Below are 16,474 nucleotides of genomic sequence, written 5' to 3'. Positions count from 1 at the left end.
GGCGCTGTTCTTCGCCACCAGCCTGCTGCTGGCCGTGATGTCGCATCGCGCGCAGGCGCCGAAATCGATCCTCGACACCGGCGCGCCGCAGGCGGGTCAGCCCGCCAAGCAGCCGACCGGCGCCGACAACCTGCTCGACACGCTGCGCCAGCAGCAGGACCGTGCCCCCGCCGCCGCGCCCGCTCAGCCCTCCCAGCCTGCTCCTGCCCAATCCGCTCCTGCCCAACCCGCTCCTGCCCAGCCGGGAGTCCCGGACGCGCCGCAGTCGCGCTAAACGGCGCCAGCCCGAATCATGACGGTCCGGCCGGTGCCGGACCGTCAAATGCGCCCAGCGATCCCCAGCTCCCACACGGGCCGGGGCATTCGGCGTTTGGCAAACGCCGGCCACTTCTTTATGGACCGAAGCCCATGACGCGGTACGTTTTCATCACCGGCGGCGTGGTTTCCTCCCTGGGCAAGGGGCTGGCCTCGGCGGCCCTGGCGGCGGTGCTACAGGCCCGCGGCTACCGGGTCCGGATGCGCAAGCTCGACCCCTATCTCAACGTCGATCCGGGCACGATGAGCCCGACCCAGCACGGCGAGGTCTTCGTCACCGACGACGGTGCCGAGACCGACCTCGACCTCGGCCATTACGAGCGGTTCACCGGCGTGCCGGCGAGCCGGGCCGACAACATCACCACCGGCCGGATCTACCAGGACATCATCGCCAAGGAGCGCCGCGGCGACTATCTCGGCGCGACTATCCAGGTGATCCCGCACGTCACCAACGCGATCAAGGACTTCGTTCTCGAAGGCAACGACGCGTTCGATTTCGTGCTCGTCGAGATCGGCGGCACGGTCGGCGATATCGAGGGGTTGCCGTTCTTCGAAGCGATTCGCCAGCTCGGCCAGGAACTGCCCCGCGGTGCCTGCTGCTACGTGCACCTGACGTTGCTGCCCTACATCCCGTCCGCAGGCGAGTTGAAGACCAAGCCGACGCAGCACTCCGTGAAGGAGTTGCGCTCGATCGGCATCCAGCCCGATATCCTGCTCTGCCGTTGCGACCGGGACATCCCCGTCGACGAGCGGCGCAAGCTCGCCCTGTTCTGCAATGTCCGCGAGACCGCGGTGATCGAGGCCCGGGACGTCGCCTCAATCTACGAGGTGCCGCTTTCCTACCGGCAGGCCGGGCTCGACCGGGAGGTGCTCGGCCATTTCGGCCTGGAGCACGGCGAGGAGCCGGATCTGGCCCGCTGGAAGACCATCGCCGAGCGGGTGCGCAACCCGGAGGGCGAGGTCTCCATCGCCATCGTGGGCAAGTACACGGGGCTCAAGGACGCCTACAAGTCGCTGACCGAGGCGCTGACCCATGGCGGCATCAGCCACCGGGTGAAGGTCAACCTCGAATGGATCGAGGCCGAGGTGTTCGAGCGCGAGGATCCCGCGCCGTTCCTCGAAGGGCTCAACGGCATCCTGGTCCCAGGCGGGTTCGGTCAGCGCGGCGCCGAGGGCAAGATCCGCGCGGCGCGCTTCGCCCGGGAGAAGCGCATCCCCTATCTCGGCATCTGCTTCGGCATGCAGATGGCGGTGATCGAGGCGGCGCGCGCACTCGCCGGCTTGCCGGAGGCCAACTCGACCGAGTTCGGCGAGACCGCCGAGCCGGTGGTCGGCCTGTTGACCGAATGGCTGCGCGGCAACGAGCTGGAGCGACGCGCGGCCGCCGGCGATCTCGGCGGCACGATGCGGCTCGGCGCCTACGACGCGAAGCTCGATCCCGAATCGAAGATCGCCCAGATCTACGGCACCACGGAGATCTCCGAGCGCCACCGCCACCGCTACGAGGTCAACATGGCCTATCGCGATCGGCTGGAGGCCCAGGGCCTGCGCTTCTCGGGCGTCTCGCCGGATGGGCTCCTGCCCGAGACCGTGGAGCATGTCGGGCACCCGTTCTTCATCGGCGTGCAGTTCCACCCGGAGCTGAAGTCGCGGCCCTTCGAGCCGCACCCCCTGTTCAAGGGCTTCGTCGGCGCGGCGATCGAGCAAAGCCGCCTGGTCTGAAGGCGCGGCGGCGCGCCGCTGCTCGCATCGGAGCGTGGGACCCTATATCTCAGCAGCCGTGACCGAGATCCTGTTCTACCACATGCAGCGCCAGCCGCTGGAGAATGTGCTGCCGAACCTGGTCGAGCGTTCCCTCGACCGGGGCTGGCAGGCCGCGATCCAGGCGGCCACCGAGGAGCGCCTTCAGGCGCTCGACGACCATCTCTGGACCTATTCGGACGAAAGCTTCCTGCCGCACGGCACCGACCGCGAGCCCGACGCGGGGAGCCAGCCGGTGGTCCTGACCCTGCGGGACGTGAATCCCAACACGGCCTCGATCCGCTTCCTCGTGGAAGGCGCCGACCTGCCGCCGGATGCGAACGCCTACGAGCGGATCTGCATCCTGTTCGACGGGACAGATCAGGACGCCCTGTTGCGTGCCCGCGAGCAATGGAAGCAGGCCAAGGAGGCCGGCCATACGGTGGCCTATTGGCAGCAGGACGATTCGGGTCGCTGGAACAAGAAGGCCTGACCGTGATCCGCAACCCAGGTTTCGCCCGCGCCACGCTCGGCCTCGCTTTGGCGTTCAGCGCGCCCCTGCCTCTCGGCGCCCAGGAGGCGCCGCACGGCCATCCCCAGCCGGAGGCCCGGCAGGCGCCCCGCGGTCCCGAGGGACGCCGCCTGCCGCCCGACTCGACGACGCAGCACAGCCTGACGCTGCCCGATGGCCGGACGCTCGCCTTCACCGCCACCGCCGGAAGCCTGCCGCTGGTCGACGAATCGGGCAAGCTTCAGGCTGAGATCGCCTACGTGGCCTACACGATGGCGCCTGAAGCCGGACGTCCGCGCCCTGTTACCTTCGCGGTGAACGGCGGCCCCGGCGCGGCCTCGGCCTATCTGAACATCGGGGCGATCGGCCCCTGGCGGCTGCCAACCGGCGGCGATCGCATCAGCCCCTCGCAACCGGTGGCGCTCACTCCGAATGACGGCACGTGGCTCGACTTCACCGACCTCGTCTTCATCGATCCGGTCGGGACCGGCTACAGCCGCGCGGCGGACGGCAACGGCAAGGCCTATTGGTCGATCGATTCGGACGCCGCGACCCTGTCGGCCGTGATCGCCCGCTATCTGCGCGTCAACGACCGCATGGCGAGCCCGAAATTCTACGTGGGTGAGAGCTACGGCGGCTTCCGGGGTCCGCTGATCGCCGAAAAGCTTCAGGAGGATATCGGCGTCGGCCTATCCGGGATGGTGCTGCTCTCGCCGGTGCTCGATTTCGCATGGCTGGAGGCGCCCCGGGCCAATCCATGGGGCTACGTGCTGAAGCTGCCGTCCCTTGCGGCCGGTGCGCTGGAGCGGAAGGGCACCGTGCCGACGCCGGCCCTGCTCGGGGAGGCCGAGGCCTACGCCTCCGGCCCGTATCTGTCGGATCTGCTCAAAGGACCGTCCGATGCCGGCGCAGTCGCCCGCATGACCGAGACGGTCGCGCCTCTGGTCGGGCTCGACGCCGCGCTCGTGCGCTCACAAGGCGCGCGGCTATCCACCCGGAGCGTCCAGCGCGAGATCGACCGGGCCGGGGGCCGCGTCGCCAGCGCCTACGACACCGGGATCACCGGATGGGATCCGAACCCGGACGCAACGCAGTCGAACTTCGACGATCCACAGCTCACTGCGATTCAGGCGCCGCTGACCAGCGCCATGCTCGACCTCTACGCCCGCACGCTCAAGTGGCCCGTGCCGAACATGCGCTACGAACTCCTGAACAACGCCGTGAACCACGGCTGGAGTTGGGGCTCGGGCCGGCAGGCGCCGGAGGTGTTCTCGAATCTCAAGGGCGCCCTGGCGCTCGACGGGCACCTCCGGGTCTTGGTGGCGCACGGCTTCACGGACCTCGTGACTCCCTATTTCGCCTCGAAGCTCCTGCTCGCCCAGGCTCCCGCCTACGCGGCCGGGCGCTTGGATCTCGCGGTCTATCCCGGGGGGCACATGTTCTACACGCGTGCGGATTCACGGGCTTCGTTCCACAGGGATGTGGCGCGGCTCTACGCGGATGCCCTCAAGGCGCGCGACGGGGATACGACGCCCGGGAAGGCGAAAGACGCACCGTGACGGTTCGCGGCCTCGCGACGCGTAAGGGGCCACCTAGCGACTGGCCGATGGCGATCCGCACCGCAGGCGGCATCGAGACGCCCCTCACAGGGGAGGCAACGCCGATACGCGCGAGGCACACTTCAGGAAGAGCACATCGATATCGCGGCTTGGCACATAGTCCTTCACGACCGACTCGACGGTGGTCGGACCGGTCTTCTTGAGATCGCGGCCACAGAACGCGACCATCGTGGACGGATCACCTTTGTCAACGATCAGCTTGAACGTGCCGATCGGCCCGGTCCCGGCGGGCAACAGATACGTCAAATAGCGTTCGTAGGCCTGGAAGGACCGGCTGCCGTCGGCGCTCGCTCGCCGATACAGGGCTTGGGCCGCGCGCGCGAAGGCGGGATCCGTGCAGAACCGGTCCGCGTAACGCGCCATCTGGGACGGACCCAGATCCGGCGAGCCGAACGAAAGGCTGGACTGGCCGCCGAGGCTCGGCGTGAAGCTCTGCCGAATGGCGACCTCGTGCCCCGCCGGAAAGATCTGCCGGCGCCAGGACCGTGATTTCAGCGTCCAGAACGGGACGTCCGAGATCGTCCCGTCCTTGTGGACCTGCCGATCGAGAAAGCCGGCCTCGATCAGGGCGTGTCGCCGCGGCTCCGAGAGCCGGCGCAGCGGGACTTCCGTCGCCGCAACGGTCGGTACAAGCGGGATGCCGAGGGTGCCGAGTTCGTCGGTGATCTCGACCGGCTGGCCGTTGCGCACCAGGAAGGCGTGCTGATCGAGCTGCCATGGGACGGCTTGGCCATCGATCGTGGCGTTGAAGGCGAGGAAATTGGCCTGGGTCGGATCGGGAATGGAAACCGCCGTCGCGGGCGCGCCGACGATGGCGGGCAGCGGGAACGCGACAATGGCCTCGATGTCGGCTCCGGTCGGGTTGCGGAACCGGTAATCGGCCCCGACCTCCTGCTCCGAGAGATAAAGATCTTCCGCCGCAAGCGTGAGCGCGCCGCCCTGTTCGAGGACGAGGTTTCCCGCCCTGAGCGCAACATCCGTCTCTTCGGCCCGAGCCAGCAGGGATGACGCCGCGAGGAGGGCAAGGACCAGCGACAGGATTCTCATCACGATCACGCATCTCGATTGAGGCTATGGACCGCCGGCGCGGCCATCGCGACCGTGTGGATCCCCGGCCTGCTCACCGATCCCCACCGTTCGCAAAGCGGCGGAAATGATTCCGCCGCGCCTCCGTTGTGTGAGAGCTGTCATGCGTCTACAACGACTGCGTGACGGTGCCCCGGTGACGGGGTGAAAAGGGAATGCGGTGAGGGGTGCGACCCCCGATTCCGCGGCTGCCCCCGCAACTGTGAGCGGCGAGCGCCTGCCGAGGGCCACCGGAACGATCCGGGAAGGCGGCAGGGGCGTCGAGCCGCGAGCCAGGAGACCTGCCGTCACGACAGGATCCCGCGTTGCCGCCGGTGGGGCGGCTGGAGACAGACCCATGACGACCTCGACCCTCGCTCCTATCGCCGTCGGTGCCCGCGCGTCCGAGCGCCCCGTGGCGGTCGCGCTCGCGGCTTTCCTCGGCCTCGGCCTGCTGTTCATGGTCGGCTTCTCGCCGGCGATCGCGTTCCACAACGCGGCTCACGACTTCCGGCATACCCAGAACTTTCCCTGTCACTGACGCCATCGTCGCAGGGATGATCATCCGGCTTCTGTCGGCGGCACTGGCCGCCGGCTTCTTCGCGGCCGTCGTCGTGACGGGCCTCGAACTCACGCTGACCTCGCCGCTGATCGTAGCGGCCGAGCGCTTCGAGCAGGCCGAGCCCAGCCATCAGGCCGCCCGCACACTGCCGATCGTTCTCGCTCATGCCGGCCACGATCACGCCGCGCCGGACACGGCGCCGGAATGGCAACCGGGGGCGGGCCTGCCGCGCATGGCCTTCACCGGACTCGCGACCCTGGTGGGTGCCGTCGGCTACGCGCTCCTGCTCGGTGCCGCGATGCTCGCCTGCGGACGGGAGCCGACGCCGCAGGTCGCCCTGGCCTTCGCGGTGGCGGGTTTCGCCAGCGTCGCCCTGGCGCCCGGCCTCGGCCTGCCACCGGAGCTGCCGGGCAGCGAGGCGGCACCGCTGGCCGTCCGGCAGGCGTGGTGGGTCATGACCGCGGCGTCCACCGCCATGGGCCTCTACCTGATCGCCGTGCGCCGATCGCTGATCGCCATCCTGGGCGGGGTCGTCCTGCTCATCGCACCGCACGTGGTCGGCGCGCCCCAGGCGCCGGAGGGGGCGTCGGCGTTGCCGGCGGCCTTAGCCGCGCAGTTCGCGGCTCGCTCGCTGGCGATCAGCTTCGTGTTCTGGATGCTGCTGGGCCTCGGGTTCAGTCGGGCCTGGCTGGTGTTCGGCCGCGGGACCGCGCGGGGGACGGCCCATGGGTGAGACCGTCCTCTACGTCTGCACCACCTGCCGCCGTGACGGCGACGACCCCGAGGGTCCCCGGGCCGGCGCCCGCCTCCTCGACGCCCTGCGCGTTCGGGCCGAGGGTACGGTCGATCTGCGCGTCGAGCCGGTGGAGTGCCTGTCGGTCTGCAAGCGCCCTTGCACGGTGGCGGTCGCCGCCGCGGACCGCTGGACCTACGTGTACGGCGACATGGATCCGGCAGTCTCCGCCGAGATCATCCTCGCCGGGCTCGCTGCTTATGCCGCGACGCCGGACGGCATCGTGCCGTGGCGCGAGCGACCGACCGAATTCAAGACGGGCGTGATCGCCCGGATCCCCCCCTTCCCTGCACCGCGCCTGTTTCCGGCCGGCACCCCGGAGGCCGCCGAATGACGATTGTCGCCAAGATCCCCTGCACCATCGTCACGGGCTTCCTCGGCGCCGGCAAGACGACGCTGGTCCGTCACCTGATCGAGAACGCGAAGGGCCGGCGCCTTGCCATCCTGGTCAACGAGTTCGGTGATGTCGGCTTCGACAAGTCGTTCCTGGCCGCCTGCGGGGTCGAGGGCTGCACCGAGGACTCCATCGTCGAGCTGCCGAACGGCTGCATCTGCTGCACGGTGGCGGACGATTTCGTGCCGGCCCTCGAGACGCTGCTCGCCCGCGCCGAGCCGCCGGAGCACATTCTGATCGAGACCTCGGGCCTCGCCCTGCCGAAGCCCCTGGTCCAGGCCTTCCAATGGCCGGCGATCCGCTCGCGGGTCACGGTGGACGGCGTGGTGGCGGTGGTGGACGGACCTGCGGTCGCCGCGGGTGTGTTCGCCGAGGATCCCGCGGCGCTGGCCGCCCAGCGGGCCGCCGACCAATCGGTCGATCACGACAATCCCCTGGAGGAGGTGTTCGAGGACCAGCTCCTCTGCGCCGACCTCGTGGTGCTCAACAAGGCCGACCTGATCGACGCCGACACCCGCGCCCGGGTCCGGGCCGAGGTGGAGGGGCATCTGCCCCGCGCCGTGAAGGTGGTGGAGACCGAGAAGGGCATCATCGATCCGCGGATTCTTCTGGGCCTCGGTGCGGCGGCCGAGGATGATCTGGATGCTCGCCCGTCCCACCACGGCGCGGGTGAGGACCACGATCACGACGACTTCGAGACGGTAGCGCTGCCGATCCGCCCGGCGGTGACGGCGGCCGATCTCGCGGCCCGCGTCGAGAAGGCGGCCGAGACCGCAGGCGTCCTGCGGATCAAGGGGTTCGCCGAGGTGGAGGGCAAGGCGATGCGCCTCGTGGTGCAGGGTGTCGGCCGGCGCGTCGCTCACCATTTCGACCGGCCCTGGCGGGCGGGCGAGGCGCGCGACGGGGCGCTCGTGGTGATCGGCCTGAAGGGCTTCGATCGGGACGCCGTCGCGACGGCGCTCGCGGGATGAGACCCGTCGCGCGCGCCCGTTCGCTCAGCACCTAGGGACGCGGGCGATGCATCTCGTGCGCATCGATGCCGTCTCCCTCGACGAGGGCGAGGCGGCGGTGGATCTCGGGCAGGAGCCCGGCGACGTCGTCGTGCTGTCCTTCACCGACAGCGACCTCGCCGGGATCGCGCGGGCGTATGCCGGTGAGCCGGGCCTCCCGAGCCTGCGCCTCGCCAAGATGGCCAAGCTGCGGCATCCGCTCTCGGTCGATTTCTACGTGGAGCGCGTCGTGGCGCGCGCCAAGATCGTGGTGATCCGCTGCCTCGGGGGGCTCGATTATTGGCGCTACGGGGTCGAGCGCTGCGCCGAGGCAGCGCGGGCGCATGGGGTGGTGCTGGCGGTGCTGCCGGGCGACGACCGGCCCGACCCGCGGCTTGCCGCCTCCTCGACCGATCCCGCGCTGGCGGACCGGCTCGACGCCTATTTCCGCGCCGGCGGCCCCGAGAACCTGCGCCAGATGCTGCGGCTCCTCGCGAGCCGGATCGGCGCGGACCTTCCGGTCGAGCCACCCAACCCGTTGCCCCGGGGCTTCGCGTGGTGCCCAGGCTGCACGACGCCGCCCCTGGATCAGGCCGTCGCGGCGGCGGAAACCGCGATCCCGCTCGCGGACGCCCGGGCCGAACCGCTTGCCCTACTCCTCGTCTACCGCTCCGCCGTACTCGGCGGTGATACCGCTCCGTTCGTCGCCCTGATCGCGGCCCTGCGCGCCCGCGGGATCGGCGTGCTGCCGATGGCCGTGTCGAGCCTGAAGGAACCCGTGGCCGCAACTGCGGTCGCGGCGGCCGTGCGGGCGCGCCGGCCCGACATCGTCATCGCGGCGACCGCCTTCTCGGCGCGCGAGGACGGGATCGACTTCGTCCTCGACGGCGCCGATTGTCCGGTGCTGCAGGCCTTCACGGTCGGGTCGCCGCTGGCCGCCTGGGAGGCCTCGGCCCGGGGGCTCGGCGCGGCCGACCTCGCCATGCAGGTGGCGCTGCCGGAATTCGACGGCCGGCTCTCGGGCTTCCCGATCTCGTTCAAGGAAGAAGAGGCCGAGATCGAAGGCTTCGCCGAGCGCCGGGCCGTGTCCTACGCACCCGGAATCGCGGCGCTCGCCGACCGGACCGCCGGCTGGCTGCGGCTCGCCACCCGGCCTCGGGACGCGCGGCGCATCGCGATGGTCCTGTCCGATTATCCGGCGCGGGGCGGCCGAGCCGGCTTCGCGGTCGGCCTCGATACGCCGGAGAGCGCCCGGGCCATCGCCGCGGACCTCGCCGCCTCCGGCTATGCCGGGTGTGCCCTGCCCGAAGCCGGCGCGCTGATGACGACGCTCACCGAGGGGCCGGCGGACTTCTGCGTGCCGCTGATCGCCTATCTGGCGTGGCTCGACGGCCTGCCCGCGGCGACCCGCGTCACGATCACCCAGGCCTGGGGCGAGCCGGAAACCGATGCCGCCTGCACGGAGGGCGCGTTCCGTTTCCGGATGGCGGAGGCCCGCCGAACCGTGAATCCGCAGAGCGGCGGCCTCACGGTGTTTCTGCAGCCGGATCGCGGGCGCGATCCCGATCGCAAGGCGGGCTACCACGACGCCGAACGCGTCCCGACCCACGCCTACCTCGCCTTCCACCTCGGCCTGCGGCAGGGCTTCGACGTGCTGGTCCAGCTCGGCACCCACGGCACGACCGAGTGGCTGCCCGGCAAGGCCGTGGCCCTGTCGCCGGATTGCTTCCCGGCTCTCTGTGTCGGCGCCCTGCCGGTGATCTACCCGTTCATCGTGGACGATCCCGGTGAGGCCGCTCCGTTGAAGCGCCGGCTCGGCGGGGTCGCGCTCGGTCATCTGACACCCGAGGTCGCCGGCCATGAGCTTTCTCCCGAGGCCGCGCGGCTGCGTGAGCTCGTCGAAGAATACAGCGCCGCCAGCGTCCTCGATCCCCGCCGGGCGACCCTGATCGCCAGCGCCATCCTGGAAGAGGCCGGGGCCGCCGGGCTGCTCGACGGCGCCGGGATCGGCCCCGATACGCCGATGGACGAGGCGCTGACGCGGCTCGACGCCCATCTGTGCGATCTCGGCGAGACGTGTTTCCGCGATGGCCTCCACGTCTTCGGCCGCGCCGCAGACGACGCCCCCGGCCCGGTCGTGGCGAGCGCGGCCGCCGAACGGGCGGGACTACTCGCCGCCCTGGACGGCCGGTTCGTCCAACCCGGCCCGTCCGGGTCCCCGTCCCGCGGGCGCGCGGACGTGCTCCCCACCGGGCGAAACCTCGCCACGCTCGATCCGCGCGCCATTCCGAGCCGCGCCGCCGCGCTCCTGGGGGTGAAGGCCGCCGAGGCGGTGGTGACGCGCTACCTTCAGGACGAAGGCGCCTATCCGGCCCGGATCGTGATGGATCTCTGGGCCTCGCCGACCCTGCGCACCGGCGGCGAGGACGTGGCGCATGCCCTGGCCCTGATGGGCGTCCGGCCCGTCTGGGACCATGCCAGCACCCGCGTCACCGGCTTCGAGGTGCTGCCGCTGGCCATGCTCGACCGGCCACGGATCGACGTGACGGTGCGGATCTCCGGGGCGTTCCGCGACACGTTCCCGGACACGCTGGCGTTGATCGACCGCGCCGCCCGGGCGGTGGCCGACCGGGACGAGGCCGACGACGAGAACCCCCTGGCGGCGGCCCGCAGGCGCGGCGAGACGGCCGCCCGGGTCTACGGTGCGGCGCCCGGCCGCTACGGCGCCGGCACGGCCGCCACCGCCCTCGACGGCTCCTGGGACACCCGGGACGATCTCGGCCGCGCCTACATGGCGGCCAGCTCCCATGCCTACGGCGACCGCGAGGGGCCGGACGCGGATTTCACCGCGCGGGTCGCAGCGGCCGACGCCTACCTGCACGCCTTCGACGCGGCGGAACGCGATCTGTTCGATGGCGATGCCGCCGTCGACGCCATGGGCGGATTCGCGGCCGCGGCGGCGCTGCAGGATGCGCGCCCGGCGCTCTACAGCCTCGACGTCTCGGTGCCGGAGCGCCCGAAGGCCCGCACCGCCCGGGAGGATGCCGCGCGCCTGATCGGCGGTCGCCTCTCCGATCCCCGCTGGATCGCGGCGCAGCTGCGCCACGGCTACCGGGGGGCGCAGGAACTGGCGCAAGGGCTCGACGCGGTGTTCGTGCTCGCCGCTTCGAGCGACGCCGTGAGCGATGCCGGTTTCGACCGGTTGTACGCGGCCTGGATCGGCGACGCGGAGGTGTTCGAGCAGCTGCGCGACGCCAACCCGGCGGCGACCCGGGCGATCCTGGAGCGTTTCGACGAGGCCCGCGACCGGGGCCTCTGGCACAGCCGGCGCAACGCCCTGCCGGCCGACGCGCTGCTGCGCGAGGCCGCGGAGTGAACGCGCCGGTGCATCGCCGCGCTCTTCCCGAGGCGCCGGGCCGCCGGGGCTGGTGTCCCGGACTCGCCCGCCCGATGCCCACGGGCGACGGGCTGCTGGCGCGGGTCCACCCGCCGCTGGGGATACTCGCGCTGGAGCAGGCCCGCGCGGTGGCGCAGGGCGCGCTGCTTTTCGGCAATGGCCATCTCGACCTCACCGCCCGGGCCAACCTCCAAATCCGCGGCGTCACCGAATCGACGCGCGCGCCGCTGGCCCGGCTGCTCACCGAAGCCGGCCTCGGCGACCGGCGTGCCGATGGCGGCCCGCAGCGCCTGACGCTCACCCAGCCCCTCGCCGGACACGATCCTGCGGAGCGGATCGACGTGCCGGCGCTCGCCCGGGCGATCGAGGCGGCTGCGCGCGACATTCCCGGGCTGCCGGCCAAGACGCTGGTCCTGATCGAGGGGCGCCCGGATGCGGCCCTGCCGGACGCCGATTGTGTCATCGTCGCCCGCGAGAGGGCGCGGGTCGAGATCGCGATCGCTGCCGCCGAGGATTGGCAGACCGTTCTCGCCTGCGGACTCGAGGATGCACCCGTTATCCTGACCGCGCTGCTCGAAGCCTTCGTGCGCACCGGCCGGCGCCGGATGCGCGATCTTTCTGAGGACGAACGCGCAAGGCTCGGCACGGCCCTTCGCGCGTCCGGATCGGCGGGGTCGCCCCGCCCTCCAGGAGGACGGAGCGTGGTGCCGTTCGCGCCCGCCGCCGGTCTCCGGACACGGCCCGATCTCCAGATCCTCGCTCTGGATGCGCCCTTCGGCCGCTGCACGGCGGATACCCTCGATCGCGTCGTTTCTGCCGCGGAAGCCGTCGGCGCCGACGCGATCCGCCTCTCGCCGGCGCGCGGTTTTGTCCTGCTCGCTCCGACCGGTGCGCCGGCGGCCGCGGTCATGGCGGAGCTCGCCTGCGATTTCATCGTCGCACCCGACGATCCCCGCCGCAGCGTCGATGCCTGTACGGGCGCCCCAGGTTGCGCCTCCGGCTCGACGCCGACGCTGGCCGATGCGGCGCGCGTCGCCGAGATGTTCCGCCCGCTCGCGCAACAGGGACGGGCCGCGCACGTCTCCGGCTGCGCCAAGGGCTGTGCGCGGCCGGGCCCTGCCGACCTGACGCTGGTGGGCACACAGGGCCGCTACGGCATCGTCATCGGCGGCGCACCCGGCGATGAGCCGGCGATACACCTCCCTATCGAGGCCGTACTGGACCGGTTAGGAAGGGCCAAGACTGTCGGCCTTGCCGCGGCGTTCGCGCCCAATATGGCTCGGCCGGACAATGGGGGGGATGGAAGACCGGCATGAGCGCGAGCCAGAATGCCCTGCGCCAGGCGGGGTCGGAACCGGTGGCCCAGGAGCCTGTCTCCCGCCAGGAGCCTGCCACCCGCCAGGAGCCCGCCTCCCGCTACGACTATATCCGCGACGGCAGCGCCATCTACGCGCGCTCCTTCGCGATGATCCGCGCCGAGGCCGATCTCGCCCGCTGGACCGGGGCCGCCGAGCGCGTCGTGGTGCGCATGATCCACGCCTGCGGCATGACCGACCTCCCGGCCGACGTGGAGATGTCGGACGATTTCGCCGAGGCCGGTGTCGCCGCGCTGCAAGCCGGGGCACCGATCCTGTGCGACGTTCGCATGGTCGCCGACGGCGTCACCCGGGCGCGCCTGCCGGCCGGCAACCCCGTGATCTGCACGCTCGGCGATCCCCGCGTGCCGGATCTGGCGCGGGACCTCGGCACCACCCGCTCGGCCGCCGCCATGGAGTTGTGGCGCGCGCACCTTCCGGGCAGCGTGGTGGCGGTGGGCAACGCGCCGACCGCCCTGTTCCGCCTGCTGGAACTGCTCGACGCGGGCGTGGCACCGCCGGCCGCGGTGATCGGCATCCCGGTGGGTTTCGTCGGCGCCGCGGAATCGAAGGACGCTCTGGCCAGGGACGGCCGGGTGCCGTTCGTGGTCGTCCACGGGCGGCGCGGCGGCAGCGCCATGACGGCCGCCGCCGTGAACGCGCTCGCCAGCGAGGCCGAGTGATGGACGGGTTCGAACGGCTCGACGCGCCCGCGGAGGCGCTGCCGGCCGCCGCGGTGACCGGCACAGTCTACGGGGTCGGGATGGGTCCGGGCGATCCCGACCTGCTGACCGTCAAGGCGCAGCGCATCCTGATGCGGGCACCGGTGCTCGTCCACTTCTGCAAGCGAGGCAAGCGCGGCAACGCCCGCACGATCGCGGATGCGATCCTGCGCGATCCAGACCGCGAACTGGCGCTGGCCTATCCCTACACCACCGAGATTCACCCGGAGCACCCGGATTACGTGGCGGCGCTCGCCGGCTTCTACGACGACGCGGCGGGCCGGCTCGCCGATCATCTCGGCGCCGGGCGCGACGTGGCGATCCTCTCGGAGGGCGATCCGTTCTTCTACGGCTCGTTCATGCACCTGTGGCGGCGTCTGAAGGACCGCTTCCCCGTTGAGGTGATTCCGGGCGTCACCGGCATGTCGGGCTGCTGGACCCGGGCCGGGACGCCGATCACCTGGGGCGACGACGTCCTGACGGTTTTGCCCGCGACCCTGTCGCTCGATATCCTCACCGAGCGGCTGCGCGGCACCGACGCCGCCGTGGTGATGAAGCTCGGCCGCCACCTGCCCAAGGTGCGCGCGGCTTTGGCCGAAGCCGGGCTCCTCGCGCGTGCAGTTTATGTCGAGCGCGGCACGATGGCAGGCGAGCGCGTCGTCATGCTGGCCGACAAGGCGGACGATGCCGCCCCGTACTTCTCGATGGTGCTGCTCCCCGGCGAGGGGCGTCGGCCGTGACCGATGCTTGCTGGTCACGCTCCGCCCCATTACGTTGGGCTGACGGGGACGGCTCATGACGACGTTGACGGTGACGGCCCGGGGCCGTGTGACGCTCCGCGAGGATATCCTCAAGCATCTCGGCATTCTGCCAGGCGGCAGGATCCGGCTCAAACTCCTGCCCGACGGTCGAGCGGAACTGATGGCCGACCATCCTGAGCACTCCTGGCGTCAGGTGTACGGAATACTTGCAGGCAAAGGTAATGGCGCCTGCTGCTCGATCGATGAGATCGGCGACGCCATAGCGGAAGCAGGAGCAGAAGCCGGGACGTCCGGACTCGGCAGGTCGTGAGGGTCACGCCCGACACCAATGTCTCGGTGCGACTAATCGTCAATGACGACCCGGCCCAGGGGCTGGCGGCCGTTCGAGCACTGGAAGGGGCGGCACAGGTTGCGATCAGTATCCATGCCCTTTGCGAGTTGGTTTGGAAGCTTCGAAGCCGATACGGCATGCCCCGCGGGGAGATCACCACGGCGATCCGAAGCTTGATCGCGGCCCGCACTGTCGTGGCCGACCGGCCAGCCATCCAAGCCGGCTTGGCGGTGTTGGAAGCAGGCGGCGATTTCGCGGACGCTATCATCGCGTTCGAAGGGCGCCGCCTCGGCGGCGAGACCTTCGTGTCGTCCGATAGGACGGCTATTAAACGGCTGGGCGTGCAGGGATTTTCTGCACGATTGCTGACCTCAGAGGCGGACGCGCGTTGAATCCGGGTGCAGGCGGAACTCTCACGGTTATCGGTCTCGGCCCGGGCGACGAGAGCCTGCTGACCGAATCCGCACGCCGGGCGCTGGACGCAGCCGAGGACCTCATCGGCTACCACCCCTACGTTGCCCGCATCCCCGAGCGGCCGGGCCTGACCCGGCATGCCAGCGACAACCGTGTCGAGGTCGACCGGGCGCGCCACGCCCTGGAACTCGCCGCCGCCGGACGCCGGGTCGCGGTCGTCTCCGGTGGCGATCCGGGCGTCTTCGCCATGGCGGCGGCGGTGTTCGAGGCGGTGGAGCACGGCGCGCCCGGATGGCGCGACCTCGCCATCACGGTCGAGCCCGGGATCACCGCGATGCTGGCGGCCGCGGCCCGTCTCGGCGCGCCGCTCGGCGGCGATTTCTGCGCCCTGTCGCTCTCGGACAACCTCAAGCCCTGGCCGGTGGTGACGGCGCGGCTGGAAGCGGTGCTGCGCGCCGATCTGGTCGTGGCCCTCTACAACCCGATCTCGACCGCCCGGCCCTGGCAGCTCGGCGCCGCCCTGGAGATCGCGGCCGGGATCCGCGCACCCGGGACGCCGGTGATGTTCGCCCGCGCGATCAGCCGGCCCGACGAGGCGATCCGGGTGACGACGCTGGCTGAGGCGCCCACGGCGCCCGCCGACATGGCGACGATGGTGATCCTCGGCGCCTCGACCACGCGGCTGATCCCGCGGACCGGCCGTCCGCCCTTCGTCTACACCGCGCGCAAGGTCGAGGCGGCGTGAGCGTCGGTCTTCAGCCAGCGGAGCGCTCCGGCGGCGTCTGCCACGCGCGACACATCGGGCTTGTCCGGCCGGCGGACCATGACCACCGGGATCGCGAGGGCGCGCGCCGCCGCGATCTTGCCGTAGGTCGCCGCCCCGCCGGAATTCTTGCTGACCAGGATCTCGATGCCGGCCGCCCGCATCAGCGCGGCCTCCGAATCCGGGTCGAAGGGGCCTCGGGCCTCGATCGCCGTGAGACGGGGCACGGGCAGCGCGTCGCCGAGGGGCTCGACCGTGCGCACCCAGTAGGCGTGCTGCGGGGCCGCCGCGAAGGCGCCGGCCTCCTGCCGACCGACCGTCAGGAACACGCGCCGGGGCTCGGGGCCGAGCGCCGCCACGGCGGCCGGGACAGTCTCGACCTCCATCCAGCGATCGCCCGGCGCCGGGTTCCAGGCCGGACGGCGGATCGCCAGCAACGGGATGCCCGCCAGGGCGGCCGCGCGGACGGCGTTGTCCGCGATCCGTGCGGCGAAGGGATGCGTGGCGTCGATCAGGCGGTCGATCCTTTCCGACTGCAGGTAGCGCGCGAGTCCTTCGGCGCCCCCGAACCCGCCGCTCCGCGTCGGGACCGGCTCGGGCTTCGGCGCGGCGGTCCGGCCGGCCAGGGAGAGCACGACGGACAGGTCGTCCCGTCCGGCCAACGCGCGCACCAGGGTGCTCGCCTCCCCGGTCCCGCCGAGGATCAGGATCCGCATCACACCCTCCGTCATGGGCGCCTTGTC

The 16,474-nt window shown here is 71.3% G+C and carries 16 protein-coding genes, 1 pseudogene and 1 riboswitch; of the genes and pseudogenes, 15 read left to right on the top strand and 2 right to left on the bottom strand.

All coding sequences use genetic code 11. From position 1 onward, the window contains the following. From OXS49_RS18495 to OXS49_RS18480, 4 genes and pseudogenes are all read left to right on the top strand, one after another. A pseudogene (locus tag OXS49_RS18495) lies at nt 1-274 on the top strand (preprotein translocase subunit SecG); the annotation flags it as partial. Nucleotides 275-408: 134 nt separating this feature from the next. Further along, entirely contained in the window at nt 409-2,037 is a 1,629-nt protein-coding gene (locus OXS49_RS18490; protein ID WP_267426037.1) for a CTP synthase, read from the top strand. Nucleotides 2,038-2,095: 58 nt separating this feature from the next. Beyond that, nucleotides 2,096-2,548, top strand: a complete 453-nt coding sequence (locus OXS49_RS18485) for a DNA polymerase III subunit chi (protein WP_267426047.1) — start codon at nt 2,096-2,098, stop codon at nt 2,546-2,548. Beyond that, entirely contained in the window at nt 2,545-4,125 is a 1,581-nt protein-coding gene (locus OXS49_RS18480) for a peptidase S10 (protein WP_267426046.1), read from the top strand. The genes OXS49_RS18485 and OXS49_RS18480 overlap by 4 nt, the downstream gene beginning before the upstream one ends. An 84-nt stretch (nt 4,126-4,209) precedes the next feature. Here the strand turns inward: OXS49_RS18480 and OXS49_RS18475 are convergent, their stop codons facing one another. Next, a complete protein-coding gene (locus OXS49_RS18475) occupies nt 4,210-5,232 on the bottom strand; it encodes a DUF4424 family protein (protein ID WP_267426044.1) in 1,023 nt (340 codons plus the stop codon). Between the two features lie 148 nt (nt 5,233-5,380). Continuing rightward, a riboswitch (cobalamin riboswitch) is annotated at nt 5,381-5,575 on the top strand. A 33-nt stretch (nt 5,576-5,608) separates the two neighbouring features. Between OXS49_RS18475 and OXS49_RS18470 the strand changes: the two genes are divergently transcribed. The 11 genes from OXS49_RS18470 to cobJ all read left to right on the top strand — a co-directional run bounded on the left by OXS49_RS18470 (nt 5,609) and on the right by cobJ (nt 15,713). Beyond that, a complete protein-coding gene (locus tag OXS49_RS18470) occupies nt 5,609-5,791 on the top strand; it encodes a CbtB domain-containing protein (protein ID WP_244003315.1) in 183 nt (60 codons plus the stop codon). Between the two features lie 16 nt (nt 5,792-5,807). Beyond that, nucleotides 5,808-6,545, top strand: a complete 738-nt coding sequence (locus OXS49_RS18465) for a CbtA family protein (protein WP_244003313.1) — start codon at nt 5,808-5,810, stop codon at nt 6,543-6,545. After that, on the top strand, nt 6,538-6,939 hold the full coding sequence (locus tag OXS49_RS18460; RefSeq protein WP_267426034.1) for a DUF1636 domain-containing protein: 402 nt from the start codon (nt 6,538-6,540) through the stop codon (nt 6,937-6,939). The genes OXS49_RS18465 and OXS49_RS18460 overlap by 8 nt, the downstream gene beginning before the upstream one ends. Further along, the gene (gene cobW, locus OXS49_RS18455) at nt 6,936-7,970 is read left to right on the top strand and encodes a cobalamin biosynthesis protein CobW (protein ID WP_244003308.1); all 1,035 of its coding nucleotides are present in this window, start codon (nt 6,936-6,938) and stop codon (nt 7,968-7,970) included. Before OXS49_RS18460 ends, cobW begins: the two co-directional genes overlap by 4 nt. A 46-nt stretch (nt 7,971-8,016) precedes the next feature. Continuing rightward, entirely contained in the window at nt 8,017-11,364 is a 3,348-nt protein-coding gene (gene cobN, locus OXS49_RS18450) for a cobaltochelatase subunit CobN (protein ID WP_267426031.1), read from the top strand. Nucleotides 11,365-11,438: 74 nt separating this feature from the next. Next, nucleotides 11,439-12,701, top strand: a complete 1,263-nt coding sequence (locus tag OXS49_RS18445; RefSeq protein ID WP_267426029.1) for a precorrin-3B synthase — start codon at nt 11,439-11,441, stop codon at nt 12,699-12,701. Further along, nucleotides 12,698-13,423, top strand: coding sequence for a precorrin-8X methylmutase (locus OXS49_RS18440; RefSeq protein WP_267426027.1), 726 nt, complete (start codon nt 12,698-12,700; stop codon nt 13,421-13,423). The genes OXS49_RS18445 and OXS49_RS18440 overlap by 4 nt, the downstream gene beginning before the upstream one ends. Further along, a complete protein-coding gene (locus tag OXS49_RS18435) occupies nt 13,423-14,202 on the top strand; it encodes a precorrin-2 C(20)-methyltransferase (protein WP_267426026.1) in 780 nt (259 codons plus the stop codon). Before OXS49_RS18440 ends, OXS49_RS18435 begins: the two co-directional genes overlap by 1 nt. A 55-nt stretch (nt 14,203-14,257) precedes the next feature. After that, a complete protein-coding gene (locus OXS49_RS18430) occupies nt 14,258-14,533 on the top strand; it encodes a transcriptional regulator (RefSeq protein WP_267426025.1) in 276 nt (91 codons plus the stop codon). Then, on the top strand, nt 14,530-14,946 hold the full coding sequence (locus tag OXS49_RS18425; protein WP_244003298.1) for a type II toxin-antitoxin system VapC family toxin: 417 nt from the start codon (nt 14,530-14,532) through the stop codon (nt 14,944-14,946). Before OXS49_RS18430 ends, OXS49_RS18425 begins: the two co-directional genes overlap by 4 nt. Continuing rightward, nucleotides 14,943-15,713: a precorrin-3B C(17)-methyltransferase gene (cobJ, locus tag OXS49_RS18420; RefSeq protein ID WP_267426024.1), complete on the top strand. Its 771-nt coding sequence runs from the start codon at nt 14,943-14,945 to the stop codon at nt 15,711-15,713. Before OXS49_RS18425 ends, cobJ begins: the two co-directional genes overlap by 4 nt. Here cobJ and OXS49_RS18415 read toward each other — a convergent pair. Then, nucleotides 15,683-16,462 (bottom strand): cobalt-precorrin-6A reductase, encoded by a 780-nt coding sequence (locus OXS49_RS18415; RefSeq protein ID WP_267426023.1) that lies wholly within the window; start codon nt 16,460-16,462, stop codon nt 15,683-15,685. The two genes, cobJ and OXS49_RS18415, sit on opposite strands and share 31 nt — an antisense overlap. Between the last annotated feature and the right edge of the window lie 12 nt (nt 16,463-16,474).

The sequence above is a fragment of the Methylobacterium sp. GC_Met_2 genome, from assembly GCF_026540795.1.
In the GTDB taxonomy this organism is placed as follows: domain Bacteria; phylum Pseudomonadota; class Alphaproteobacteria; order Rhizobiales; family Beijerinckiaceae; genus Methylobacterium.
This window is presented reverse-complemented; position numbering and strand designations above follow the sequence as displayed.